Raw genomic sequence first — 23,829 nt, 5'->3', positions numbered from 1 at the left:
GGGAGCCTGTCATGGCAGGCGGAGTCACGCAACAGCGGTCGGTCAGCCCGTTCAGCGCGCGGCCTGCATGCCCGTTCGGCGACGCGGCGACTGGCTGACGACGACGACACGCCGGACGGAGCCGCGACCCGAGATCGCCGCAGACGCCGCCACCAGCGACGCGGACAGGGCCCGCTCGTCCAGCCGCGTCCAGTCGCCCGGCACGGTGAAAGGGGTCTTGTGGGCCGCGCGGACGACGGCGTCGCGGAAGAAGGCCTCCTTGGCCTTCATCTGCTCGACGGTCTTGCCGGCGCCCAGTTCGAGCCTGAGGGCGACGAACACGTAGTTCCGCAAACGCCCGCCCTCGATGACGGGCAAGCCGAGGCCCGCGATGCTCAGGGCCGCAGGCGCAGACTCCGTGTCGTTGCCGGAGGCGGCGGCGCGACTGGCGGCGGCGCCAGTCAGGGCGGCGGTTCCGGCGGCGATCAGGGTTCTACGGTCCATGACGACATCCTGCCGGACGGGCGTTAGGATTCCCTTGCCGCGTCAGCCGTGAGTCCAGCCGTTTCTGGCCATCGGCACGGGCTGACCGTCGTAAAGGACCGTCAGGCCCTGACCGGCGGTGACTTCGCCGACGCGGGTCAGGCGAACCAGACGGCGCTCGGCCTCGCGCCGCAGGGCCTCTTCGTGGCGCGGATGGGCGGTGAAGGCGATCTCATAGTCGTCGCCGCCGCTGGCCAGATCTTCCAGCGACAACTGCGGATCGACCCGGTCGTCGAACCAGGCCTGGGCCGGCGCGGACAGCGGAAGGACGTTCAGATTGAGCGATACGCCGATCCTGCTGGCCTGCGCGATATGGGCCAGGTCGGCAGCCAGGCCGTCCGACACATCGACGGATGCTGTAGCGAACTCGCGCACGATGTCGGCGAAGTCGCTGCGTGGCGTCGGCATCCGGTAGTGGCTGACCAAGGCCTCCATCCGCTCGGGCGCCAGAGCCAGATGTCCTTGTGCCGCCTTGAGCCCCAGAAGCCCGTCCCCGATGACGCCAGTGACGAAGACGAGGTCGCCGACCTGCGCGCCGGCGCGAGAAATGGCTTTGCCCGTCGGCGCCCACCCCAAGGCCGTCAGAGAGAAGGACAGCGGGCCAGGAGTCTTGACCGTGTCCCCGCCGAGCAGATGAACGCCGAACCGAGCCTGATCTTCGGCCAGCCCGGCCGCAAAGGCCTCGCGCTCGGGCCAGCCGCAGCGTTCCGACCAGAAGCACGCCAGCAGATAGCCGAACGGCTCAGCGCCCTTGGCGGCAAGGTCCGACAGGTTCACACGCAGCAGCTTCCTGGCGACCGTGTCCAGCGGATCGTCAGGCAGAAAATGCACGCCCTCGACGATCACGTCCTTGGTCAGGACGAGGTCATATCCGGGGCGTGAGGGCAGCGCCGCCACATCGTCGGCCAGCCCTCTTCCCCACTCGTGATGGGCCAGGGGCTTGAACAGCCGCTCGATCGTCTCGAACTCGCCCGCGACGTCGAGCGCCGGCATTATTTGCGGGTGTCTTTGGCCACGCCGTCCAGCGCCGCGTTGACGAAGCGCGCCTCGGCGTCGTCGAAGAAGGCCTTGGCCAGTTCGACATATTCGTCGATAACGACCTCGCGCGGCGTCTCGGGATGCTTGATCAGCTCCCAGGCGCCCGAACGCAGCAAGGCGCGTAGCGTGGCGTCGATCCGCTCCAGCTTCCAGTTGGAGGCCAGGCGGGCCTTGATGGCCGTGTCGATGTCGCGCTGGCTTTCGATCACGCCGCGCACGATGTCGGCGAAATAGGCCTCGTCGGCCTCAGCCAGGGCCTCGCCCTCGATGTCCGTGTCGAAACGGAAGTTGGAGAATTCGGTGATCACCGTCTCCACGCCCTCGCCCGCCAGTTCCATCTGATACAGGGCCTGGACGGCGGCGAGACGCGACACGGTGCGGGCGCGACGCTGTTTGGAGCTCAGATTGGGCTCGGCGCGCTGCTTTTCGGCTTCGGCGAGTTGTTCGAGGACGGCTTTGACGCTGTTCGGTTCAGTCATGCGCCGACGCCATGACGCAACCGCTTCTTCAATGCAATGAGGTCCAGGCACGCCTTGGCCGCGCCGCCGCCCTTATCCCCTTCCGAAAGACGGGCCCGATACCAGGCCTGGTCTTCGTCCTCGGTCGTCAGGATGCCGTTGCCGATGATGACGCCCTTGACGCCCAGCGCCATGATGCCGGCCGCCGACTGATCGGAGACGATCTCGAAATGATAGGTTTCGCCACGGATGACCGTGCCCAGAGCGACATAGCCGTCATAGCGGGGCGCGGTCGGGAAGCGGCCGGCCTCCTCGGCCAAGGCGATGGCCGGCGGCACCTCCAGCGCGCCCGGCACGGTGATGACGTCGAAGTCGGCGCCGCGCGCCTTCAGCGTCTCTTTGGCCCCTTCCAGCAGGGCGTCGGCCAGGTCGTCGTAGAAGCGCGCCTCGACGATCAGAATACGGGGGGCTTCGGTCACGCCTTTGTTTCTCCATCCATGTCACGCCAGCCGACGATGCGCAGGCCGTAGCCTTCCAGCGCCGTCGGTTCGGGTCGCGTCGAACTCATCACGATCATATCCCTGACACCCAGGTCCAGCAGGATCTGGGCCCCCACGCCATAGGCGCGCAGCGATCGATCCATCGCCGCCGGCTTGTCCGCGCCCGCCAGCCGTTCGGCCAGCGAGTTCAGCGACGGGTCGCGCAGGAAGACGACGACGCCGGGTCCGTCATGGTCGGTGATCTGTTTCAGGGCGCTGGGCACATAGTCCTGGCGTGCTTCGACGTGCCCCAGCAGGTCGCAAGCGAAGTCCACCTGGTGCATCCGCACCAGCGTCGGCTTGGCCGGATCGATGCGCCCCTTGACCAGGGCCACATGCTCGGCGCCCTCAATGGTGTTCTTGTACAGCATCAGGCGGAACGGGCCGCCGTGGACGCTCTCGAACGGCGTGTCCATGATCCGCTCGACGAAGCGTTCGGTGCGGCGGCGATAGGCGATCAGGTCGGCGATGGTGCCGATCTTCAGCCCGTGAAGCTGGGCGAAGGCGACCAGATCGGGCATCCGCGCCATCTCGCCGTCGTCCTTGATGATCTCGCAGATCACACCGGCGGGCGTCAGGCCGGCCATGCGGCTGATGTCCACCGCCGCCTCGGTGTGGCCGGCGCGGACCAGAACGCCGCCGTCGCGCGCGACTAGCGGGAAGATGTGTCCCGGCGAGACAATGTCGTCCATGCCCTTGGACGCGTCGGTCGCCACGTGGATCGTGCGCGAGCGGTCGGCGGCCGAGATGCCGGTCGTGACGCCGTCCTTGGCCTCGATCGAGACGGTGAAGGCGGTCTTCATGCTCTCGCGGTTGTCGGCGGCCATGGGCGGCAGGCGCAGTTGCTGGGCGCGCTCGGCGGTCAGGGCCAGGCACACCAGCCCGCGCGCCTGGCGGATCATGAAGTTGATCTGGTCCGGCGTCGCAAACTGGGCGGGGATGATGATGTCCCCTTCGTTCTCGCGATCCTCGGCGTCCACCAGGATGTAGGGACGGCCGTTGCGGGCGTCTTCCAGAATGTCCTCGATGGGACTGATGGGGCTGTCGTTCATGTTGGCGGCCTGGGCTTGCATCAAGCGGTCTCCTGCCACCGCGCGAGGTATCGCGCCAGCATGTCGATCTCGAGATTGACCAGATCGCCCACTTTCAAGCGGCCCAGGGTCGTCACGTCCCAGGTGTGCGGGATGATGTTCAGCGAGAAGACCTGACCCTGAACGGCGTTTACGGTCAAAGACACGCCGTCCACGGTGATCGACCCCTTGGCGGCGATATAGCGATGCAGAGGCGCGGGAGCCTCGACCTCGATCCGGTGCGATCCGCCTTCGGGCGTTATCGAAACCACCCGGCCAAGACCGTCGACGTGGCCGGACACGACATGGCCGCCCATCTCGTCGCCCAGCTTGGCGGCCCGCTCCAGATTGACGCCGTCGCCGGTCTTCCAGCCGCCCAGGGTTGTCTTGGACAGGGTCTCGTTCGATACCTCGACGGCGAACCAGCCCCCCCGTGCATCGTGGCCCTTTTCGGTCACCGTCAGGCAGCAGCCCGCGTGGCTGATGGAGGCGCCCAGGTCGATGCCGTCGGTGTTCCAGGCAGTCTCGATCTCGTAACGGCGGTCGCGATCGGTCTCGCGGACCTCGCGGACGCGGCCGATGTCGGTGACGATGCCGGTGAACATTTGGACTCTGGACCCCCTTGGGAGAAAAATACCGTCTAATTCGTCTAATCGTCTAATCGCGACGGCGTCAGAGACGGACGTAGCGTTCCCACAGATCGTCTCCGAGGGGCGCGACGCCCAGGCGACGGAACTTGGGAGCGTCGGCCAGCTTTGCAAGAGCCAGAGCGGCGATGCAGGGCCGCCCCTCCCCGCCCAGCAGGATCGGGGCGCGAAACCATTCCAGCGCATCGACGGCGTTAGCGCGCAGGAAAGAGGCCGCGACCTGGCCCCCGCCTTCGATCAGAAGCGATGTTGCGCCGGCGGCTTCCAGGGCTTTAAGCACGGCCGGGATGGTCGGACGACCATCCTCGGCGGCGACCTGCACCACCTTGGCGCCGCCGATATTGCTCGGCTCTGCGGCGGTCAGGATCAGGGTGTTTTCGCCGGCGACCTTCGCCGCCTGCGGCGTGCGTAGCCGGCTGTCCAGCACGACACGAAGCGGCTGATCCACGCTGCGGCCCGGCAGGCGGGCGGTCAGTTCGGGATCGTCGTGCAGAACCGTCTCGACACCGACCAGGATGGCGTCATGCCCCGCGCGCAGGCGGTGACCCTCCAGCCGCGCCGCCTCGCCGGTGATCCACTGGCTTTCACCTGAGGCCGTGGCGATCCGCCCGTCCAGGGAGGTCGCCAGTTTCAGCGTGACCCGCATCAGGCCTTGCCGGACGGTTCGTCGAACCCTTCGTCGCCCAGGAATTTGGCGAAGTCGCCGGTGTGGCGGAAATCCTTGTACACCGAGGCGTAGCGGACATAGGCCACCTCATCCACGCCCTTCAGCGCTTTCATGATGAAGTCGCCGACCGTGCTGGACGGGATTTCGGTCTCGCCCAGGCTTTCCAGCTGGCGGACGATCCGGTTGACCATCTGCTCGACCTGATCGGCCTGGACCGGGCGTTTACGCAGGGCCACGCCCAGCGAGCGTTCCAGCTTGTCGCGATCGAAGGGCGTGCGCCGTCCATTGCGTTTCAGGATGACCAGCTCACGCAGTTGCACGCGTTCGAACGTCGTGAAGCGCCCGTTGCAGTTCGGGCAGGACCGGCGACGACGAATGGCCGAGCCGTCGTCCGACGGCCGGCTGTCTTTCACCTGAGTGTCCTGATGACCGCAAAAAGGGCACTTCATCAGGCGCTTATCCGTAGATCGGGAAGCGGTGCGTCAACTCTCGCACCTGGGCCGCGACGCCCGCGACCACGGCCGGATCAGCTTCGTCGCCGCCATTCATCGACGAGACGACGTCGGCGATCCAGTGACCGATCTGCTTGAACTCTTCCTCGCCGAAGCCGCGCGTGGTGCCGGCCGGCGTGCCCAGGCGGACGCCCGAGGTGACGGTGAACGGGGCGGTGTCGAACGGCACGCCGTTCTTGTTGCAGGTCATCAGCGCCTTTTCGAGTTCGTGCTCGGTCGCCTTGCCGGTCACACCCTTGGGCCGCAGGTCGACCAGCGCCAGGTGGCTGTCGGTGCCGCCCGAGACGATGGCCAGGCCGCGCTCGATCAGAACGCCGGACAGGGCCTGGGCGTTCTTGACCACCTGTTGGGCATAGCCCTTGAATTCGGGCTTCAGCGCCTCGCCGAAGGCCACGGCCTTGGCCGCGATGACGTGTTCCAGCGGGCCGCCTTGCAGACCCGGGAAGACCGCCGAGTTGATCTTCTTGCCCAGATCGACGTCGTTGGACAGGATCATGCCGCCGCGCGGACCGCGCAGCGTCTTGTGCGTCGTCGTGGTCACGACGTGGGCGTGCGGGACCGGATCAGGATAGGCGCCGCCGGCGATCAGGCCGGCGTAGTGGGCCATATCCACCATCAGATAGGCGCCGACGCTGTCTGCGATCTCGCGGAAACGCTTGAAGTCGATATGGCGGCTATAGGCCGAGGCGCCGGCCAGGATCAGCTTGGGCTTCTCACGCTCGGCCATTTCGGCGACGTGGTCGTAGTCGATCAGATGGGTGTCTTCGCGGACCTTGTAAGTCACAGGGCGGAACCACTTGCCCGACTGGTTCGCCGGCGAACCGTGCGTCAGGTGTCCGCCGCAGGCGAGATCCATGCCCAGGAAGGTGTCGCCGGGTTGCAACAGGGTGAAGAAGACCGCCTGGTTCGCCTGGGCGCCCGAGTGCGGCTGGACGTTGGCGAAGGCCGCGCCGAACAGTTGCTTTGCCCGCTCGCGCGCCAGATCCTCGGTCACGTCGACGAACTCGCAGCCCCCGTAATAGCGACGACCGGGATAGCCTTCCGCGTATTTGTTGGTCAGGACCGAACCCTGCGCGTCGAGCACCGCCTGAGACACGATATTCTCGGACGCGATCAGCTCGATCTGCTCGCGTTGACGGCCCAGCTCGCCCTGAATGCCCTTGAAGACATCCGTGTCGGCGTCAGCGAGCGTCTTGGTGAAATAGGCGTCGTGGGTGAAGGCCGTCACGCTGGAATCCCCGGAAATCAGAAGCTGGCCTATCTATCCCCAGCCGCGCGCGACCACAACATCTTGTGGTCAGCCTTTACCCAACGCCCGCCTCAGCTTGGCGATCGCCACCCGCTCGACGGACTTGGGTTCACTGACCGGCCCCATGGCGCTGACCTCTCGGCCCGTCGCAACGTGGATGGCCGAGCATTTGAGGTAGGGGCCGTTTCGGGTGAATTCGACGATGACCTCTCCGAGGTCGTCGTCCGTCGTCATGCGGCGACGGGTCGGCGCGCCACGTTGCAGTGGGCGAACAGCTTGTCCATCGCCTGGACCAGATGATCCATCATGGCGTCGGTGTGGTTCGGCGACGGCGTGAAGCGCAGGCGCTCGGTCCCCTTGGGCACGGTCGGATAGTTGATCGGCTGAACATAGACGCCGTACTCGTCCAACAGCATGTCCGAGATCATCTTGCAGTGGACCGGATCACCGACGTGCACCGGGACGATATGGCTCTCGCTTTCCATCACCGGGATGCCGGCGGCGGCGAAGCGGGCCTTGAGCGTCGCGGCGCGTTCCTGATGCTGGACGCGCAGTTCGGGGTGGGCCTTCAGGTGACGAACGGAAGCCAAGGCGCCGGCGGTCAGGGCCGGCGGCAGCGAAGTGGTGAAGATGAAGCCCGAGGCCCAGCTGCGCACCGCATCGATGATCATGGCGTCGGCGGCGATATAGCCGCCCATCACGCCAATCGCCTTGCCCAAGGTGCATTCGATGATATCGATCTGGTCCAGCACGCCGTCGCGCTCGGCGACGCCCGCGCCGGTTTCGCCATACAGGCCTACCGCATGGACCTCGTCCAGATAGGTCAGGGCGCCGTATTTTTTCGCCAGGGCGATCGTGCCGGCCAGATCGGCGATGTCGCCGTCCATCGAGTAGACGCTCTCGAACGCGATCAGCTTGGGCGCATCGGCCGGCGCCGCCGCCAGCAGGGCCTCCAGATGCGCCAGATCGTTGTGCATGAAGACGTGACGCTCGCCGCCGCCATGGCGGATGCCGGCGATCATCGAGGCATGGTTCAGCGAATCGGAGAAGGTGATCAGGCCCGGCAGGATCTTTTGCAGGGTCGACAGCGTCGCCTCGTTGCCGACATAGCCCGAGGTGAACAGCAGCGCCGCTTCCTTCTGGTGCCAGTGGGCCAGCTCCGCTTCGAGATCGACGGCCGACCGCGTGGTGCCCGAGATGTTGCGCGTGCCGCCGGCGCCGGCGCCTACCGCATCGATCTCGTTATGCATGGCGTCCAGCACGACCGGGTGCTGGCCCATGCCGAGATAGTCGTTCGAGCACCAGATGACGACGTCCTGCTCGGAGCCATCCTCGCGGCGACGCACAGCCTGCGGAAACTGGCCGCGCACGCGCTTCAGATCGGCGAAGACGCGATAGCGTCCTTCGCTGCGAACCTGCTCCACGGAGCTATTAAAGGCGGCCTTATAGTCGAACAAACTACGCGTTCTTTCGCTTATGGCGATGTCTTTGCGTTGTTTGCTCTCCCGAAGCGGCCTTGTCCATGTCCGCCGCATGGACAAAACGCCCCAAACCCTTAATTGATAACGGTTCTCAGTATCGAGATCGATCAGCCCGGCTTTCGGAAGCGATAGACGAACTGGTCCGTCTTGCCGCGGATCTTCTCGTCGAAGACGTTCAGGCTGTGGTCGTCTGCGGGATTGGCGACGGCCTGGCTCTCACCCTCGAAGACGAAGCCGGCCGCCTCGACCTCGCGCTTCAGATAGTCGCCTTCGATGCGGTGCAGGGTCTGGACCGCCGAGATGCCCGTGCCGGGCGCCGCCTCATGGTCGATCAGGATGTAGCGGCCGCCGGGCTTCAGCGCCGCGAACACCGCCGCGTTCATCTTGGCCACGTCGGTGTTGAAGCCGGGGATGTGGAAGTCGTGGTATTCCTGGCTCATGAAGATCATGTCCAACGGCTCGGCGAAGGCCATGGAGTCCAGCAGGCCATTGACGCGCGTCACGTTCGAATAGGCCGCGACAAGCGCATCGGCCCCGGCGTTCTCGCGCGCCATCGTTCGCTCGGGCACGAAGGCGTAGACCCGGCCGGTCGGGCCGACCACGTCGGAAAACAAGCGCGTGAAATAGCCGGCGCCGGGGCGAATGTCGGCGACCTTGTCGCCCGGCTCGAGTTGGGCGAAGGCGAGAATCTCGGCCGGATGGCGCAGCGGATCACGCGCGACCTCTTCGGCCGGACGCTTGGGATCGGCGACAGCATCGGCATAGAGACTGGAATAGCCCGCCGGCTGCGCGTCGGCCGCTGCTTGATCGACCATCAATGCATAATCCGAAGCCGGGCTGACGACGGTCCGCTCTCCGCCGTCAGAGTCGATGATGATGCAGCCGGACAGACCTGCCGCCAGAACCAGGGCCGTTGCACCCGCCGCCAATTTCTCGATCATCATCGTCTCCATCGAATTGTCGCGATAGGCTCGCATTTCGCCGATCCGCGCAAGCCGTCATCACGCACGAAACGATCCGACGCATCACGCGATTTGCGCCACGGTCGTTGCGGCGCTAGTCCGACGCTGGATTTTCCAAGGTCTCGCCATGCTTCCCTATCAGCCCGCCCCCTTCCCGCTCGCCCGTCCGCGCCGCCTGCGGTCCAGCCCGTGGGTGCGGCGGTTGGTGGCGGAAACGACCCTGACGCCGGCCGATCTGATCTGGCCGTTGATCGTCCATGACGGCGCTGAGGATCGCGTCCCGGTCGCCTCCATGCCCGGCGTGTTTCGGCTTTCCCCAAAGGCGGCGGCGGCGGCGGCTGTCGAGGCGCGCGACCTCGGCATTCCGATGGTGGCCCTGTTCCCCAATGTCGACGGCGCGATCAAGGATGCGGTCGGCACCGGCGCGACCGACGCCGACGGCCTGATCCCCGACTGCATCAAGGCGATCAAGGACGCCGCGCCCGAGATCGGCGTCATGACCGACGTCGCCCTGGACTGCTACACCGACCACGGCCACGACGGGGTGATGGAGGGCGACCGGATCGCCAACGACGCCTCGCTGGACCGTCTGGCCGAACAGGCCTTCATCCACGCCCACGCCGGCGCCGATGTCGTGGCCCCGTCGGACATGATGGATGGCCGCATCCAGGCGGTGCGTGAGGCGCTGGAGGCCAACGGATTTCAGGACACGCTGATCCTGTCCTACGCCGCCAAGTTCGCCTCGGCCTTTTATGGCCCCTATCGCGACGCGGTGGGCTCCTCGGCGATGCTGAAGGGCGACAAGAAGACCTATCAGATGGATTACGCCAACTCCGACGAGGCTCTGAAGGAGGTGGCGATGGACCTGTCGGAAGGCGCCGATGCGGTGATGGTCAAGCCGGGCATGCCCTATCTGGATATCGTTCGCCGCGTGTCCGAGACCTTCCGCGTGCCGACTTTCGCCTATCAGGTGTCGGGCGAATATTCGATGATGCAGGCGTCCATCGCCAATCGCTGGCTGGATCAGGACCGTGCGATCCTTGAGACTCTGCACGGGTTCAAGCGGGCGGGTTGCGTGGGCGTGCTGACCTATTTCGCACCGCAGGCCGCACGGCTGTTGGGCTGATGGGCGTGGAAATCCGGCCGATCATGGCGGCCGACTGGCCGGGCCTGTGGCCGATCATCGAGACCGTCACCCGCGCGGGCGAGACCTATACCTATCCGATGGACATGGACGAGGCGCAGGCGCGCGTGCTGTGGACGCCGCCCTTGCCGGGCGGAACCCTAGTCGCGGTCGAGGACGGTCAGGTGCTGGGCGCCGCCAAGATCATCCCGAACCAGCAGGGCAACGGCGCCCACGTCGCCAACGGCAGCTTCATGGTCGCGCCCGAGGCGCGCGGGCGCGGCGTGGCCCGCAGTTTGGGCGAAGCCGCGCTGGCTTTTGCGCGGGATGCGGGCTTCCGGTCCATGCAGTTCAACGCCGTGGTCGAGACCAACACCATCGCCGTGGCGCTGTGGAAGAAGCTGGGCTTCGAGATCGTGGGCACGGTTCCCGAGGCGTTCAATCACCCGACGCACGGCCCGGTCGGCCTGCACACCATGCACCGCCGGCTTTAGGCTTCAGTCACGGGGTTGCAGTCGCGCCGCCAGGCTGGAGGTGTCCCAGCGGTTTCCGCCCATGGCCTGAACCTCGGCGTAGAACTGATCGACCAGGGCCGTCAGGGACAGGCGCGCGCCGTTCGAGCGCGCCTCGTCCAGCACCAGCCCCAGGTCCTTGCGCATCCAGTCTACGGCGAAGCCGAAGTCGAACTCGCCCTTGGCCGCCGTCTTCCAGCGATTGTCCATCTGCCAGCTTTGCGCGGCGCCCTTGGACACGGCCTCATAGGCGGCGTCGGTGTCCAGTCCCGCGACCTGGGCGAAGTGGACCGCCTCGGCCAGACCCTGGACGACGCCGGCGATGGCGATCTGGTTGACCATCTTGGTCAGCTGGCCCGAGCCGGCCGGTCCCATATGCTTGATGGCCTTGGAATAGGCCTTCAGCACGGGCTCGACCTTCGCCAGGGCGGCGGCATCCCCGCCGGCCATGACGCTGAGTTGTCCGTTCTCGGCGCCCGCCTGACCGCCCGACACCGGCGCGTCGATGAACGACCGCCCCTGCCCGTTCGCCAGTTCAGCCATTTCGCGCGCCACCTTGGCCGAGGTCGTGGTGTGATCGACGATCACGGCGGCCTCCGACAGATGCGGCAAGGCCTCGGTCACGACGGCCCGCACGTCGTCGTCATTGCCTACGCACAGGATGAACAGGTCGACGCCCCGCGCCGCCTCAGCCACCGTCGCCGCCGCCTTGCCGCCCGTCGCCGCCGCCCAGGCCTCGGCTTTTGAGACAGTGCGATTGAATCCGGTCACGTCGTGGCCCGCCTCGACCAGATGACGGGCCATCGGGGCGCCCATGACGCCCAGGCCGGCGAATGCGATCTTCATGACAGGCTCCTTGATCCTGCCGTCGGACTAGGCCGCGCCGCGCCGGGGTTCAAGGTCAACGCCCGGTTAACCTTGGCCAGCCCACAATGGGACACCATTCGTCGGGGTGCGCGTCCATGTCCGTGAGCGATCGTCCGATCCTCATCAAGAAGGTCAAGAAGGTCTCCGGCGGAGGCCACCACGGCGGTGCTTGGAAGGTGGCCTATGCGGACTTCGTGACCGCCATGATGGCCTTCTTCCTGCTGATGTGGCTGATCAACACCACCGACCCGGAGCAGAAGCGCGGCATCGCCGAATATTTCGCGCCCGCCAGCGTGTCCGAGACGACGTCGGGTTCCGGCGGCATTCTGGGCGGCACATCGCTGGGCGACGATGGCGTCAAGAGCGCCGGCTCGCAGTCCGTGCTGGAAGAACTGGCGCCCGAGGCGCCCGCGACCGATCAGACGGGCTCCAGCCTATCGTCCGCCAGCGACGCCGCCCTTCAGGCCGAGATCCAGAAGCGCGAGGCCGCCGAGTTCGCCAGCGCCGCCGAATCGCTGCGTCAGGCCATGCAGTCGATGCCGGAGTTGGCCGAACTGTCGAAACAGCTGATCGTGGACCAGACGCCCGAGGGACTGCGCATCCAGCTGGTCGATCAGGAAGGCCGGTCGATGTTCGACAACAACTCGGCCCGACCCAATGCCCGCGCCCAGGTGCTGCTGCGCGCCGTGGCCAAGGTGATCAACCAGTTGCCGAACCGAATCTCCATCACCGGACACACCAGCGCCGCGCCCGGCTCCAGCCGCGCCAGCGCCCCTGCCGACTGGAGCCTGTCGTCTGAGCGCGCCAATGGCTCGCGTCTGGTGCTGCAAGGTTCGGGCGTCGATCCCGACCGGGTCTATTCTGTGGCGGGCAAGGCGGGGTCCGACCCGCTCTATCCGGACGATCCGACCCTGGCCGGCAACCGTCGCATCGCCATCGTCCTCTTGCGCGAGGCGCCGGTCCTGCCGTCGGACACCTCGCTGTGACGCGGCTCGGCTGCAACGCGAACAGGCTTGCAGCCGGAGCACGGATGACGCCAAATCGCGCGATGAGCGTTGCGTCGTCGCAATATTGGCAAGATCGGATGCGGACCTGAGGCCGTGACCCAGCACGTACCGACCCGACAGCTTCGCTTCTTCATGACCTCGGTCGCGCCCTGCCCCTATCTGCCGGGCAAGACGGAGCGGAAGGTCTTCGCCAACCTCCCCTTCTCGGACGGCGCGCACGTCAATGACGAACTGACTCTGGCCGGTTTTCGCCGCAGCCAGAACATCGCCTATCGCCCGGCCTGTGAGGCCTGCGACGCCTGCGTTTCGGTGCGACTGCCGGTGCCGGAGTTCACGTTCAGCCGTTCGCAGCGCAAGGTGCTGGCCCGCAACGCCGACCTGTCGCGCGACCTGGTCGAAGCGGAGGCGACGACCGAACAGTTTCAGCTTCTGCGCCGCTATCTGACCACGCGCCATCCGACCGGCGGCATGAGCGACATGGGTTGGCTGGATTATGTCGCCATGGTCGAGGATACCGCCGTGCGAACCCATCTGATCGAATACCGTCTGCCCTCCACCGATGGCGGACCGGGCGATCTGGTCGCCGTGACCCTGACTGACCTGCTGAAAGACGGTCTGTCGATGGTTTACAGCTTCTATGATCCGACGATGGAGCGACGCAGCCTGGGCCGGTTCGCCATCCTGGATCACGTGCGCCAGGCCGCCATCGTCGGTCTGCCTTTTGTCTATCTCGGCTATTGGGTCCAGGGCTCGGCCAAGATGGATTACAAGGCCGACTTCCGCCCGATGGAAGTTCTCGGCAAGCTGGGCTGGTCACGGCGAGCGGAATAGGCGGCTCCCAGCCGCCTATCTGAACTTGCGCAGGCCTCTTGGTCCTTGGCGACCGGCGCCGGCGCGTTTGCCCAGCCAGTCTTTCCAGTCGGGCCAGTTGCGACGACGTCCTCCGCCGTCGACCCATTCCGGCCCGTTCTCGGCGTTGAAGACGGTGATGTCGGCGAGGCCACCCTGTTTGAAGCTTTGCAGCTTCACGCCCTTGCCGCGTCCCATCTCGGGCAGTTCAGCAAGAGGGAAGATCAGAGTCTTGATGTTCTCGCCGATGGTCGCGACGTGATCGCCAGCCGGACTATTGGGCACTCGCAGCACCGCCAGCATTTCGCCATTCAGCACCTGCTTGCCGCCGCGCTTCTGCGCCAGGGTGTCATCCTCAGGCGCAATGAAGCCGTAGCCGGCCTTGGACGCGATCAGAAGCTTGCCGCCCGGCTGATGCGCCAGGACGTTGATGATCTCGGCCTTCTCGTCCAGATCGATCATCAGGCGCAGCGGCTCGCCGTGGCCGCGTCCGGACGCCAGCTTGTCCGCGCCGATGGTGAAGATGCGTCCGTCCGACGCCGCCACCAGCAGCTTGTCGGTCGTAAAAGCCGGGACGAGGTAGGCGAGTTGGTCGCCTTCCTTGAACTTCAACTCCGACGGATCCTCGATCTTGCCCTTGGCGGCGCGGATCCAGCCACGTTCCGACAAGATGACGGTGATCGCCTCGCGCGGGATGAAGGCCTCGGGCGCGACGAAGGCGGACGTATCCACCGCCTCGGCGATCGTGGTCCGGCGCGGAGAGATCAGCGCCTTGCGCACGGCCTCCAGTTCTTTGGAGATCGCCTTCCACTGCTTGCCTTCAGACGACGTCAGCGCCTTCAGGTTGGCAAGTTCTTCGGACAGGGCGTTGAATTCCTTCTCGATCGTCATCTCTTCCAGACGCGCCAACTGACGCAGTCGGGTGTCGAGGATGAAGTCGGCTTGCACCTCCGTCAGGCCGAAGCGCGCGATCAGGACGGCCTTGGGCTGCTCTTCCTCACGCACGATGCGGATCACTTCATCCAAGTTGAGGAAGACGATGCGCAGGCCTTCCAGCAGGTGCAGACGTTTCTCGACCCGCTCGATTCGCCATTGCGAACGGCGGTTCAGCACCTCGCGCCGGTGATCCAGGAAGGCGCGCAGGCAGTCTTTCAGGCCCATGACGCGCGGCGTGCCGCTGGCGTCCAGCACGTTCATGTTGATCGGGAAGCGGACCTCCAGATCGGACAATTTGAACAAGCTTTCCATCAGCATTTCAGGCTCGATGGTGCGGTTCTTGGGCTCTAGGATCAGGCGGATGTCCTCGGCCGACTCGTCGCGCACATCGCCCAGCAGAGGCGCCTTCTTGTGCTCGATCAGGTCCGCCAGCGCCTCAATCAGTCGCGACTTCTGCACCTGATAGGGCATTTCGGTGACGATGATCCGCCACACGCCGCGCCCCAGATCTTCGGTCTCCCAGCGCGCGCGCAGGCGCACCCCGCCCCGACCCGTCTCATAGGCGTCCAAGATGGAGGCGTGGCCTTCAACCGCAACGCCCCCTGTCGGGAAGTCGGGACCCGGCACATGCTGGACCAAGTCTTCGGTCGTCGCGTCCGGCCGCTCCAGCAGCAGCTGGCAGGCGTCGATCAGTTCGCCGACATTGTGTGGCGGGATCGAAGTGGCCATGCCGACCGCGATGCCGGACGAGCCATTGGCCAGCAGATTCGGGAAGCCGGCCGGCAGGACGATCGGCTCCTCGTCCTGGTCGTCGTATGTAGGCCGGAAATCGACGGCGTCTTGATCAATGCCATCCAACAGTAGAACGGCGGCCGGCGTCAGCTTGCACTCGGTGTAGCGCATGGCCGCGGCGCTATCGCCGTCGATATTGCCGAAGTTCCCTTGACCGTCGACCAGTGGATAACGCTGGGCGAAATCCTGGGCCAGGCGCACAAGGGCCTCATAGATCGAGGCGTCGCCGTGGGGGTGGTATCCGCCCATGACCTCGCCGACGACCTTGGCGCATTTGCGCGCCGCCGCCTGCGGGTTCAGCCGCATCTGATGCATGGCGTAGAGGATGCGTCGGTGCACGGGTTTGAACCCGTCACGCACGTCCGGCAGCGCGCGATTGGTGATGGTCGACAGGGCGTAGGCCAGATAGCGGCGGCTGAGCGCCGTCTCCATCGGCTCGTCGATGATGCGGCCGCCTTCCGGCGGCGGGGCGTGGATCGTCATGGCTCTGCGAATCGGGGATCGGAAGCGGGAAGTCTAGCCCGTAAGACGCCAGATTGGGGGATAAGCGCGCTGGGGAGTCACCAAACCGCTCCGCCGTGCGTATGTGAGAGACACACCCTCGTCAGGCCGCGCCATGATCCTGTTCCTACTCTCCTATCTCGCCGGCGTTCTGACCATCGTCAGTCCCTGCATCCTACCAGTTCTGCCCTTCGTCTTTGCGCGGGCTGATCGGCCGTTCATCCGCAATGGTCTGCCGTTGTTGGTCGGGATGGCCGTGACCTTCGCGGGCGTAGCGACGCTGGCGGCGCTGGGCGGCGGCTGGGCGGTGCGGGCCAATGAGGTCGGGCGCTGGATCGCCCTGGCCGTCATGGCGGTGCTGGGCGTCAGCCTGCTGTTTCCGGCCGTGGGCGATCGCCTGATGCGGCCGTTCGTGGCGGCGGGGTCCTGGCTGACGGATCGCGCCGAGCGGCAGGGTGGCGATCAGGGCGACGTGCGCTCCTCCCTGCTGCTCGGCGTCGCGACGGGACTGCTCTGGGCGCCATGCGCCGGACCCATTCTGGGCGTGATCCTGACGGGTGCAGCGCTACAGGGCGCCGGCGTCGGGACGACGGTTCTGCTGCTGGCCTATGCAGCAGGCGCGGCGACATCGCTGGGTCTGGCCCTGTTGGTCGGCGGTCGCGTGTTCAAGGCCATGAAGGGCGCGCTGGGCGTCGGCGAATGGGTGCGGCGCGGCCTGGGCGTTCTGGTGCTGATCGGCGTGGTCGTGATCGGCCTGGGTGCGGACACGGGACTGTTGACCCGGATTTCGGCCGCCAGCACGGGCCGGATCGAACAGGCGCTGCTGGGTGGGATCGGGCGCGGCATGCCGACGAACCAGGCCCCGGCCGATCTGGCCAATCTGCCGGTCGAAGGGGTGATGCCGCCGCTGACCGGGGCGACGACCTGGATCAACACCCCGCCGCTCACGACCGAACAACTGAGGGGCAAGGTGGTTGTCGTCGATTTCTGGACCTACTCCTGCATCAACTGCATCCGCTCCATCCCCTACGTCCGCGCCTGGGCCGAGAAATACAAGGACCAGGGTCTGGTGGTGATCGGCGTGCACACGCCCGAGTTCGCCTTCGAGAAATCCGAGGCCAACGTCCGCCAGAACATCCAGCGGCTGGGCATCACCTATCCGGTCGCTATGGACAATGAGTTCGCCATCTGGCGGGCCTTCAAGAACCAGTACTGGCCCGCCCACTACTTCATCGACGCCAAAGGACAGATTCGTCATCACCACTTCGGCGAAGGGGACTATGCGGGCTCCGAACGCGTGATCCAGCAACTTCTGAAGGAAGCGGGCGCCGCGGACGTCGCCACCAACGTCGTCACAGTCCAGGCTGAGGGCGCAGAGGCCGCCGCCGACATGGCCCAGGTCGAATCGCCAGAGACCTACGTCGGCTATGGCCGCGCCGAGAACTTCCGCTCGCCCGGCGGCCTGGCCAACGACGTGATCAAGGACTATGTCGCCGCGCCGCTGAAACTGAACGATTGGAGCCTTTCGGGCCGCTGGCGCGTGACGCATGAGCATGCCGACCTGAAGGCGGCCGGCGGCCGTATCGCCTTCCGGTTCAAGGCGCGTGATCTCCATCTGGTCATGGGCCCCAGCAAGCCGGGCGCATCCGTCCGCTTCCGCGTCCGGATCGATGGCGCGGCGCCGGGCGCAAACACCGGCAGCGACATCGACGCCCAGGGCCTCGGCCGGGTCGAGGGCGAGCGGCTGTATCAACTTGTGCGTCAGACGGGCGCGGTGCGCGAACGGACGTTCGAGATCGAGTTCCTGGATCCCGGCGCTCAGGTCTTCGCCTTCACTTTCGGCTAGAGCCGACCGGCGTCGCCCAGCTTGTCCAGCATCCACACGCGCGCAGGCGGCAGGGGCTTGTTATGCGGATGGAAGACGAACTGCTCCAGGAAATGCCCCGTCAGGTCGAACCCGGCCCGGACGTCGCCCTCAATCAGACCGGACTGGGCGCCCAGCATGAAGGGCGGCAGGGTCAGCATCTTGTCAGCATAGGGTGCGCCGGCGTCACGGCTGACCGCTCGGCCAGTGCGCGGGCTGACGTAGATCAAGTCGTCGGCCGTGCCGGTTGCGGCGCATTTCGACAGGTCGAGCCCGAAGCCCAGGTCTTCCAAGAGGCCTGCCTCGAACCGCACGAAGATCGCAGGCCAGACCGCCGGCATCTCGAACGCCGCCATTAGCGCCTCGAACGCGAGAAAGACGCCGGGATGCGGCTCACGCTCCGGCAGCGCTCCTTGGGTCACGCCTGCCGCCGCCGCCAGTCCGGTGAGCGCCAGGGCGTCGTCGAACAGGGCGCTGGGTCCCTCGCCTATCGGCTCCAGCCGCACCGCGCCGAGGTGATCCGAGGTGCGGGCGCGGTAATCGGCCACGACCCGCGCGCCCGCCTGCAGGAACGGCTTCATCTTGCGTGACGCGCCGCCCGCCACATAGGCAGAGCGCCGGCCGTGGTTCTCGGTCAGCAGATCGACCACAGCGCCCGTGTCGCCGTGGCTGCGCGCCGACAGGACGAACGCCTCTTCGTGGAAGTCCATCAGTCCGCCGGATCCTGAGCGATCAGCCCGACCACGCTCTTGGCCTTGTCGTTCGGCACGGTGAAACTGAGCACATATTGCTCGATCTTCCAGCCGTCGTGGGTCAGGCGCAGCACGCCTGAGCCTCGCGTCAGTCCGTAGGCGTCGTTGTCCAGCAACTCGTCAAACCAGACGATGCAGCGGCAATCGCCCGGCGCCAGGGTCGCCACCCGGTCATGCGGGCGATAGGTCCATCCTTTCCCTTGCGAGAAATAGGGCGTGGCGTAGGCGCGAAACTCAGCCAGCGACCAGCGCTCGGTCGCATCCGTGCCGATGAACCGGGCGTCGGGCGTGAACAGACCAAAATAGGCGTCGCCGTCCGCACGCGAGGCCGCCGTGTGCATTCGGTCGAGAACGGCGCCGGCCTCGACGACGGGATCGCCCATTGCCTGCGTCGGCGAAGCGGAAAGAACGAGAGCGGCAAGAAGAGCGATCATGGTCCCGTTCTACTCCTGTTCTCCTCGCCAAGGAAACAGTCGGGCGCCTCAGCGCGCCAGTGTCGTCGGAAACTCGTGGCCCAAGGCCTCGGCCATCGCCTGCTGACTGATCAGGAAGACCTGGTCACGCAGGTGATAGTTGTTGGAAAGGACGATCACCGTCACGTCGGCTTCCGGCTGATAGAGCATGAGGTTGCGGAATCCGCCCCAACTGCCGGTATGATAGATTTGGCGGTCCTGGAAGCTGGGCCGCACCTGGTCGCCCAAGCGATTGGCGAAGATGCCGAAACCCCAATCCCGACGCGGATGACTGCGTTCGTTCGGTTTCATGTCGGCCGGCGCGTGGTCGGCCAGCATCTGCTGATAGCTGGCGGGGGTCAGCAGGCCGCCCCGGTGCAGCGCCCTTTGCCAAACCAGCAGATCGTCCAGCGTCGAATAGACCGCGCCGGCGCCCGCCACGATGGAGGTGTTGGCGTTCGGCTGGGCCGCCAGACCGCCGGGGAAGTTGGCGTAGCCCATGATGACGCCGTGATCGCCGCCATCGAGATCAAGCCCGCTATCCGTCATGCCCAGAGGCTTGAAGAAGGTCTCGCGCATATAGGTCTCGAAGGACTTGCCGCTGGCCTTTTCGACGATGGCGGCCGCCAGATTGAAACCGGCGTTGTCGTATTGGACCTTGGTCCCCGGTTCGAACTGAAGGCCGAAGCGCTTTGAATCTTCGGTCAGTTCGTCCAGCGTCGCCGGCGTCGTGCGGCGCATGCCCCAGCCTGGCCGCGCCATCAGATCGGGAATGCCCGAGGTGTGCGACAGCAGATGGCTGATGCGGATCGGCGCCCAGGCCTGCGGACAGGGCTGGATCCATTTGCAGACCGGATCGGAGACGTTCAGCTTGCCCTCGTCCTGAAGCTTCAGGATCGCCGTCGCCGTGAACTGTTTGGAGATCGAGGCCAAGCGGAAGCGCGAGCCCAGCGCCAGGGGTTGGTCCCGCTCGTAGTTGGCCTTGCCATAGACCTGGCGGAACAGGACCTTGTCGCCCTTGGCCACCAGAACCGCACCCATGAAGCGGCCTGAAGCGGCCTCGCGATCCAGCCGCGCCGCCAGTTGCGGCAGGTCCTGAACCACGACCACTGGGGGGCGCGGCGGCGCATCGGCGCGCTCGGTCGCAAGTTCCGCATCGGTCTTAGGGGCCACCGCCGTGACGATGCCGCCCCAGACCGCGCCGCCGAGGATCAGCGCCCCGAGGACGCCTAGAACGAGCCGGGGATGACCCCCGGCGGTACGCGGCACATCAAACACAGGAACTCAGACGTCGAAATCCAGACCGAACTGGGCATAGAGGGCGCGGCTGTCCTGCCACTTCGGATCCACCTTGACGGTCAGGAACAGGTGGACCTGGCGGCCCAGGATTTCGTTCAGCTCCTCGCGCGCCTTCTGGCCGATCCATTTCAGCGTCTGGCCGCCCTTGCCCAGCACGATGGGCCGCTGGCTCTCGCGCTCGACATAGATGGTCTGTTCGATCCGGGCGGAGCCGTCGGCGCGATCCTCGAAACTGGTCGTCTCCACCGCCGCCGAATAGGGCAGTTCCTCATGGACGCGTAGATAGACCTTCTCGCGCGTGATCTCCGCCGCCAGAACCCGCACCGGCACGTCGGCCGCCTGATCCTCGGGATACAGCCACGGCCCCTTGGGCATGGACAGGGCCAGACGCTGCTTCAGGTCCTCGACGCCGTCTCCGTTCGCCGCCGAGATCATATAGACCTCGGAATAGACGCCGCTCTCGAACAGCTTCTGCGACAGGGCCAGCAGGGTGTCGCGGCGCATGCCGTCGATCTTGTTCAGCGCCAGAACAACCTTGGTGCCGGTGGCCTGCAGGTTGGCGATGATGGTCTCGGTGTCCTCGGCCGAGCGGCGATCGGCCGCCGTGCCCTCGCGGCCTTCGGCGTTGATGTGGGACTGGGCATCGATCAGGTGAACGACGATGTCCGCATCTTCCGCGCCGCCCCAGGCTGAGGCGACCATGGCCCGGTCCAGGCGACGACGTGGTGTGAAGATGCCGGGCGTGTCCACCAGCACGATCTGGGCGTCGCCTTCCATGGCGATGCCGCGCACGGGGAAGCGCGTCGTCTGCACCTTTTGCGTAACGATCGAGACCTTGGACCCGGTCAGCCGGTTCACCAGCGTGGACTTGCCGGCGTTGGGTGCGCCGATGATGGCGGCAAAGCCTGCGCGCTGGTTTTCGATATCGGTCAAATGACGCCTTCACGTTTGAGGAGAGCCGTTGCGGCCGCCTTCTCCGCCTCCTGACGCGAACGCCCTTGCGCGGTCAAGGGCTGCACGTCCTGCACGCACACTTCGACGGTGAATGTGGGCGCATGATCCGAACCCGTCCGATCGGCGACGCGATAGGTCGGCAGCGGCCGGCCCTGCCCCTGCGCCCACTCTTGAAGCGCCGATTTCGGATTGGTCACGGTGCGGGACGGCGGCGCCGACAGTTCGTCGGACCAGGCCCGTTCGAATACGGCCCTGGCGGCATCCAGTCCGCCGTCCAGATAGACGGCCGCCAATATGGCCTCGACCGCATCGGCGATGACGCCGGCCTTGCGGCGCCCGCCGGTCTTGGTCTCGCCGGGCGAGAGCCGCAGCGCAGCCCCCACGCCCAGCGCTTCGCCCACGCGGGCGCAGGCCCCCTTGTCGACCAAGGCGTGCAGGCTCGACGACAGCTGGCCTTCATCCGCCGTCGGGAACTGGACCGACAGGCGTTCGGCGACCAGCAAACCCAGCACCCGGTCGCCCAGGAACTCCAGCCGCTCATTGTCGCGCGGACCGTGGGCGCCGACCGGCGCCCCCTCGCCCACGCTGGCGTGTGTCAGGGCGCGCTCCAGCAGGGCCTTGTCCTTGAACCTGTGTCCCAGGCGCGTTTCCAGCGCCGCGACCGCTTCGGCTCTCAGATTGGCCATCAGTGCAGGACGTTGAAGAACCGGTCGAGTCGCACGTTGAACCAGCTGACGGGGTTCCACAGCGACGAACCGGGCTTCCACGAGAACAGGATGATTTGCGCCTTGCCGACCAGGTTCTCGGCCGGGACCATGCCCACGCCGCTGGACTGTTCGACACGGCTGTCGATCGAGTTGTCGCGGTTGTCGCCCATCATGAAGTAATGGCCAGCCGGGACCTCATAGACCGGGGTGTCGTCCAGGTCGTTTCCGGGACCGAAATCCTGGGTCATGAAGCTCTTGCCCTCCGGCAGGGTCTCGCGGACCTCCGTCACTGGACGCGGGCCGAAGATGTCGTTGATCTCCTGCTCGCTGACCACGACGTCCCGAACCGGCTTGTCGTTGATATACAGCTTGTTGGCGATCATCTGGATGCGGTCGCCGGGCAGGCCGATCACGCGCTTGATGAAGTCGGTCTTGTTGTCGCGCGGCAGTTTGAACACGACGATGTCGCCGCGCTTGGGCGCCGAACCCATGATCCGGCCGTCGAACAGCGGCGGGCTGAACGGGATCGAGTGTTTGGAGAAGCCGTACGACCACTTGGAGACGACGATATAGTCGCCTTCGTACAGGTTCGGCTCCATCGAGGCCGAAGGGATGGTGAAGGGCTGGAACAGGAAGATCCGCAGCACCATCGCGATCAGCAGGGCGAAGACGATGGTCTTGAAGATTTCGCCGGTTTCGCTGGCGGCCGAGGTCGCCTTGTCGCCGGCCTTGGGCGTTTTGGCATAGACCTTCTGGTTCGCTGTCGTGGGCTCCTGCACCGACTTGACCGGAGCGTCCGCCTCCGAGGCCGCAAATCGTTCTTCGGGGGTGGCGTCGCGATTGGCGTCGTCGGGCTTTTGGTCTTCGCTCATGCGATCAGGCATCCTCGCCGCGTCCGCGCGGTCATCGCGCACGCCTATAACCTGATTACGACTGCGGCAAGGCTTCGATCACCACGAAGGCGAGCGCATAGGGATGTTCGTCGCTCAGCGTCAGGTGGATTTTCGCCTCGTGTCCGGCTGGCGTCAGACGCGCCAGATGCTCGGCCGCATGGCCGGTCAAAGCCATCGTCGGCTGACCCGAACGCAGGTTCACCACCCCCATGTCGCGCCAATAGACATCGGCGCGCATCCCGGTGCCCAGGGCCTTGGCGCAGGCCTCCTTGGCGGCGAACCGTTTGGCGTAACTCCAGGCCGGGTCCGGCTTCCGGTCCGAGCGGGTGCGTTCCAGATCGGTGAAGCAGCGGGTCTTGAAGCGATCGCCAAACCGATCCAGCGACGCCTGGATGCGTCGGATGTCCGACAGATCTGCGCCGACGCCGATGATCATTTCGCCGCATCCATCGCCGCTCGCATCCGGCGGATCGCCCCGTCCAGACCGATGAAGATCGAGTCGCCGATCAGGAAATGGCCGATGTTCAGCTCACGGATTTCCGGAATCGCCAGCACGCGCGGAGCCGTGTCGTAATCCAAACCGTGGCCCGCGTGGACTTCCAGCCCCAGGATGTCGGCCTGGGCGGCGGCGGCGGCGAGGCGTTCGAACTCGACCTCCCGCTCTGCCGGATCGGTCAGATGGCAGTAGCGACCGGTGTGGAATTCGACCACCTGGGCGCCAACGGCGACGGCGGCCTCGACCTGCGCTTCGGACGGTTCGATGAAGAGCGACACCCGGATGCCAGCGTCCGCCAGCGCCGTGACCACAGCCGCGATCCGTCCTTCGTGACCGGCGACCGCCAGACCGCCTTCAGTCGTGACCTCCTCGCGCCGCTCGGGCACCAGACAGGCGGCGTGCGGCCGGTGGCGCAGAGCGATGGCCAGCATCTCTTCGGTCACCGCCATTTCCAGGTTCAGCGGCTTTCCGGCGCGGGCGCACAGGGCGCTGAGCACGTCGATATCGGCGTCGGTGATGTGGCGGCGATCTTCGCGCAGGTGAGCGGTGATGCCATCGGCCCCGGCCGCCAGCGCCGCCTCGGCCGCGCGCGCAGGATCGGGATGCGTCCCTCCTCGCGCATTTCGCACCGTGGCGACGTGGTCGATGTTGACGCCCAGCCGGACCCGTTCACGCATGGC

Annotated in this window: 27 protein-coding genes; 5 read left to right on the top strand and 22 right to left on the bottom strand. The window is 66.1% G+C overall.

The window, feature by feature from the left end; genetic code table 11:
• Positions 1-51: 51 nt before the first annotated feature.
• From LG306_RS10805 to LG306_RS10750, 12 genes are all read right to left on the bottom strand, one after another.
• Positions 52-483, bottom strand: a complete 432-nt coding sequence (locus LG306_RS10805) for a hypothetical protein (protein WP_404414346.1) — start codon at positions 481-483, stop codon at positions 52-54.
• Positions 484-525: 42 nt separating this feature from the next.
• Positions 526-1,515: a thiamine-phosphate kinase gene (gene thiL, locus LG306_RS10800; protein WP_404414344.1), complete on the bottom strand. Its 990-nt coding sequence runs from the start codon at positions 1,513-1,515 to the stop codon at positions 526-528.
• Positions 1,515-2,039 carry a transcription antitermination factor NusB gene (nusB, locus tag LG306_RS10795; RefSeq protein ID WP_404414342.1) on the bottom strand — a complete coding sequence of 175 codons (525 nt, stop codon included), beginning with the start codon at positions 2,037-2,039 and terminating at the stop codon, positions 1,515-1,517. Before nusB ends, thiL begins: the two co-directional genes overlap by 1 nt.
• Positions 2,036-2,497, bottom strand: coding sequence for a 6,7-dimethyl-8-ribityllumazine synthase (gene ribH, locus LG306_RS10790; RefSeq protein WP_017503913.1), 462 nt, complete (start codon positions 2,495-2,497; stop codon positions 2,036-2,038). Before ribH ends, nusB begins: the two co-directional genes overlap by 4 nt.
• On the bottom strand, positions 2,494-3,630 hold the full coding sequence (gene ribB / locus LG306_RS10785) for a 3,4-dihydroxy-2-butanone-4-phosphate synthase (RefSeq protein ID WP_295165450.1): 1,137 nt from the start codon (positions 3,628-3,630) through the stop codon (positions 2,494-2,496). Before ribB ends, ribH begins: the two co-directional genes overlap by 4 nt.
• Positions 3,630-4,232 carry a riboflavin synthase gene (locus tag LG306_RS10780; protein ID WP_404414339.1) on the bottom strand — a complete coding sequence of 201 codons (603 nt, stop codon included), beginning with the start codon at positions 4,230-4,232 and terminating at the stop codon, positions 3,630-3,632. The genes ribB and LG306_RS10780 overlap by 1 nt, the downstream gene beginning before the upstream one ends.
• 67 nt (positions 4,233-4,299) lie before the next feature.
• Positions 4,300-4,920, bottom strand: coding sequence for a RibD family protein (locus LG306_RS10775; RefSeq protein ID WP_404414337.1), 621 nt, complete (start codon positions 4,918-4,920; stop codon positions 4,300-4,302).
• Positions 4,920-5,390, bottom strand: coding sequence for a transcriptional regulator NrdR (gene nrdR, locus LG306_RS10770; protein WP_039245113.1), 471 nt, complete (start codon positions 5,388-5,390; stop codon positions 4,920-4,922). The genes LG306_RS10775 and nrdR overlap by 1 nt, the downstream gene beginning before the upstream one ends.
• Before the next feature lie 7 nt (positions 5,391-5,397).
• On the bottom strand, positions 5,398-6,681 hold the full coding sequence (gene glyA, locus LG306_RS10765; protein ID WP_404414334.1) for a serine hydroxymethyltransferase: 1,284 nt from the start codon (positions 6,679-6,681) through the stop codon (positions 5,398-5,400).
• 69 nt (positions 6,682-6,750) lie between these two features.
• Positions 6,751-6,936 (bottom strand): DUF6898 family protein, encoded by a 186-nt coding sequence (locus LG306_RS10760; RefSeq protein WP_404414332.1) that lies wholly within the window; start codon positions 6,934-6,936, stop codon positions 6,751-6,753.
• Positions 6,933-8,159 (bottom strand): 5-aminolevulinate synthase, encoded by a 1,227-nt coding sequence (gene hemA / locus LG306_RS10755; RefSeq protein ID WP_271041233.1) that lies wholly within the window; start codon positions 8,157-8,159, stop codon positions 6,933-6,935. The genes LG306_RS10760 and hemA overlap by 4 nt, the downstream gene beginning before the upstream one ends.
• Positions 8,160-8,290: 131 nt before the next feature.
• Positions 8,291-9,160, bottom strand: a complete 870-nt coding sequence (locus LG306_RS10750) for a class I SAM-dependent methyltransferase (RefSeq protein ID WP_404414330.1) — start codon at positions 9,158-9,160, stop codon at positions 8,291-8,293.
• A gap of 112 nt (positions 9,161-9,272) precedes the next feature.
• Here LG306_RS10750 and hemB point away from each other — a divergent pair, with 112 nt between their 5' ends.
• Together hemB and LG306_RS10740 are read left to right on the top strand one after the other, a co-directional pair.
• Positions 9,273-10,271, top strand: coding sequence for a porphobilinogen synthase (hemB, locus tag LG306_RS10745; RefSeq protein ID WP_404414328.1), 999 nt, complete (start codon positions 9,273-9,275; stop codon positions 10,269-10,271).
• On the top strand, positions 10,271-10,762 hold the full coding sequence (locus LG306_RS10740; RefSeq protein WP_404414326.1) for a GNAT family N-acetyltransferase: 492 nt from the start codon (positions 10,271-10,273) through the stop codon (positions 10,760-10,762). The genes hemB and LG306_RS10740 overlap by 1 nt, the downstream gene beginning before the upstream one ends.
• A 3-nt stretch (positions 10,763-10,765) precedes the next feature.
• Here the strand turns inward: LG306_RS10740 and LG306_RS10735 are convergent, their stop codons facing one another.
• Positions 10,766-11,626 (bottom strand): NAD(P)-dependent oxidoreductase, encoded by an 861-nt coding sequence (locus LG306_RS10735; RefSeq protein ID WP_404414324.1) that lies wholly within the window; start codon positions 11,624-11,626, stop codon positions 10,766-10,768.
• 116 nt (positions 11,627-11,742) lie between these two features.
• Here LG306_RS10735 and LG306_RS10730 point away from each other — a divergent pair, with 116 nt between their 5' ends.
• A complete protein-coding gene (locus tag LG306_RS10730; protein WP_045811177.1) occupies positions 11,743-12,633 on the top strand; it encodes a flagellar motor protein MotB in 891 nt (296 codons plus the stop codon).
• A 114-nt stretch (positions 12,634-12,747) separates the two neighbouring features.
• Positions 12,748-13,485, top strand: coding sequence for an arginyltransferase (locus LG306_RS10725; RefSeq protein WP_404414322.1), 738 nt, complete (start codon positions 12,748-12,750; stop codon positions 13,483-13,485).
• 15 nt (positions 13,486-13,500) lie between these two features.
• Here the strand turns inward: LG306_RS10725 and parC are convergent, their stop codons facing one another.
• Complete coding sequence (gene parC, locus LG306_RS10720; RefSeq protein ID WP_404414320.1) at positions 13,501-15,714, bottom strand: DNA topoisomerase IV subunit A; 2,214 nt, start codon at positions 15,712-15,714, stop codon at positions 13,501-13,503.
• A 133-nt stretch (positions 15,715-15,847) separates the two neighbouring features.
• On the opposite strand from parC, the gene LG306_RS10715 reads away from it, so the two are divergent.
• A complete protein-coding gene (locus LG306_RS10715; RefSeq protein ID WP_404414318.1) occupies positions 15,848-17,578 on the top strand; it encodes a cytochrome c biogenesis protein DipZ in 1,731 nt (576 codons plus the stop codon).
• Here LG306_RS10715 and recO read toward each other — a convergent pair.
• The 8 genes from recO to LG306_RS10675 are packed head-to-tail and all read right to left on the bottom strand — an operon-like array spanning position 17,575 to position 23,826.
• Positions 17,575-18,306, bottom strand: coding sequence for a DNA repair protein RecO (recO, locus tag LG306_RS10710; protein WP_404414316.1), 732 nt, complete (start codon positions 18,304-18,306; stop codon positions 17,575-17,577). The genes LG306_RS10715 and recO overlap by 4 nt on opposite strands.
• On the bottom strand, positions 18,306-18,782 hold the full coding sequence (locus LG306_RS10705; RefSeq protein ID WP_404414314.1) for a nuclear transport factor 2 family protein: 477 nt from the start codon (positions 18,780-18,782) through the stop codon (positions 18,306-18,308). Before LG306_RS10705 ends, recO begins: the two co-directional genes overlap by 1 nt.
• 48 nt (positions 18,783-18,830) lie before the next feature.
• Positions 18,831-20,069: a serine hydrolase domain-containing protein gene (locus LG306_RS10700; protein ID WP_404414312.1), complete on the bottom strand. Its 1,239-nt coding sequence runs from the start codon at positions 20,067-20,069 to the stop codon at positions 18,831-18,833.
• Between the two features lie 15 nt (positions 20,070-20,084).
• Complete coding sequence (gene era, locus LG306_RS10695) at positions 20,085-21,032, bottom strand: GTPase Era (protein ID WP_017503839.1); 948 nt, start codon at positions 21,030-21,032, stop codon at positions 20,085-20,087.
• Complete coding sequence (gene rnc / locus LG306_RS10690) at positions 21,029-21,739, bottom strand: ribonuclease III (RefSeq protein ID WP_404414310.1); 711 nt, start codon at positions 21,737-21,739, stop codon at positions 21,029-21,031. Before rnc ends, era begins: the two co-directional genes overlap by 4 nt.
• The gene (lepB, locus tag LG306_RS10685; protein ID WP_404414308.1) at positions 21,739-22,632 is read right to left on the bottom strand and encodes a signal peptidase I; all 894 of its coding nucleotides are present in this window, start codon (positions 22,630-22,632) and stop codon (positions 21,739-21,741) included. Before lepB ends, rnc begins: the two co-directional genes overlap by 1 nt.
• 55 nt (positions 22,633-22,687) lie before the next feature.
• Complete coding sequence (acpS, locus tag LG306_RS10680; RefSeq protein ID WP_404414306.1) at positions 22,688-23,089, bottom strand: holo-ACP synthase; 402 nt, start codon at positions 23,087-23,089, stop codon at positions 22,688-22,690.
• Positions 23,086-23,826 carry a pyridoxine 5'-phosphate synthase gene (locus LG306_RS10675; RefSeq protein ID WP_404414304.1) on the bottom strand — a complete coding sequence of 247 codons (741 nt, stop codon included), beginning with the start codon at positions 23,824-23,826 and terminating at the stop codon, positions 23,086-23,088. The genes acpS and LG306_RS10675 overlap by 4 nt, the downstream gene beginning before the upstream one ends.
• Positions 23,827-23,829 lie beyond the last annotated feature (3 nt).

Origin of the sequence: Brevundimonas vesicularis (assembly GCF_044807075.1) — a bacterium.
Classification (GTDB): Bacteria; Pseudomonadota; Alphaproteobacteria; order Caulobacterales; family Caulobacteraceae; genus Brevundimonas; species Brevundimonas vesicularis_G.
This window is presented reverse-complemented; position numbering and strand designations above follow the sequence as displayed.

Bases quoted from the DNA above. Each gene is read 5' to 3' on its own strand.
- LG306_RS10805 (WP_404414346.1), bottom strand. From the start codon at position 483: ATGGACCGTAGAACCCTGATCGCCGCCGGAACCGCCGCCCTGACTGGC.
- thiL (WP_404414344.1), bottom strand. From the start codon at position 1,515: ATGCCGGCGCTCGACGTCGCGGGCGAGTTCGAGACGATCGAGCGGCTG.
- nusB (WP_404414342.1), bottom strand. From the start codon at position 2,039: ATGACTGAACCGAACAGCGTCAAAGCCGTCCTCGAACAACTCGCCGAA.
- ribB (WP_295165450.1), bottom strand. From the start codon at position 3,630: ATGCAAGCCCAGGCCGCCAACATGAACGACAGCCCCATCAGTCCCATC.
- LG306_RS10780 (WP_404414339.1), bottom strand. From the start codon at position 4,232: ATGTTCACCGGCATCGTCACCGACATCGGCCGCGTCCGCGAGGTCCGC.
- LG306_RS10775 (WP_404414337.1), bottom strand. From the start codon at position 4,920: ATGCGGGTCACGCTGAAACTGGCGACCTCCCTGGACGGGCGGATCGCC.
- nrdR (WP_039245113.1), bottom strand. From the start codon at position 5,390: ATGAAGTGCCCTTTTTGCGGTCATCAGGACACTCAGGTGAAAGACAGC.
- LG306_RS10760 (WP_404414332.1), bottom strand. From the start codon at position 6,936: ATGACGACGGACGACGACCTCGGAGAGGTCATCGTCGAATTCACCCGA.
- LG306_RS10750 (WP_404414330.1), bottom strand. From the start codon at position 9,160: ATGCGAGCCTATCGCGACAATTCGATGGAGACGATGATGATCGAGAAA.
- hemB (WP_404414328.1), top strand. From the start codon at position 9,273: ATGCTTCCCTATCAGCCCGCCCCCTTCCCGCTCGCCCGTCCGCGCCGC.
- LG306_RS10740 (WP_404414326.1), top strand. From the start codon at position 10,271: ATGGGCGTGGAAATCCGGCCGATCATGGCGGCCGACTGGCCGGGCCTG.
- LG306_RS10735 (WP_404414324.1), bottom strand. From the start codon at position 11,626: ATGAAGATCGCATTCGCCGGCCTGGGCGTCATGGGCGCCCCGATGGCC.
- LG306_RS10730 (WP_045811177.1), top strand. From the start codon at position 11,743: ATGTCCGTGAGCGATCGTCCGATCCTCATCAAGAAGGTCAAGAAGGTC.
- parC (WP_404414320.1), bottom strand. From the start codon at position 15,714: ATGACGATCCACGCCCCGCCGCCGGAAGGCGGCCGCATCATCGACGAG.
- LG306_RS10715 (WP_404414318.1), top strand. From the start codon at position 15,848: ATGATCCTGTTCCTACTCTCCTATCTCGCCGGCGTTCTGACCATCGTC.
- recO (WP_404414316.1), bottom strand. From the start codon at position 18,306: ATGGACTTCCACGAAGAGGCGTTCGTCCTGTCGGCGCGCAGCCACGGC.
- LG306_RS10705 (WP_404414314.1), bottom strand. From the start codon at position 18,782: ATGATCGCTCTTCTTGCCGCTCTCGTTCTTTCCGCTTCGCCGACGCAG.
- rnc (WP_404414310.1), bottom strand. From the start codon at position 21,739: ATGGCCAATCTGAGAGCCGAAGCGGTCGCGGCGCTGGAAACGCGCCTG.
- lepB (WP_404414308.1), bottom strand. From the start codon at position 22,632: ATGAGCGAAGACCAAAAGCCCGACGACGCCAATCGCGACGCCACCCCC.
- acpS (WP_404414306.1), bottom strand. From the start codon at position 23,089: ATGATCATCGGCGTCGGCGCAGATCTGTCGGACATCCGACGCATCCAG.
- LG306_RS10675 (WP_404414304.1), bottom strand. From the start codon at position 23,826: ATGCGTGAACGGGTCCGGCTGGGCGTCAACATCGACCACGTCGCCACG.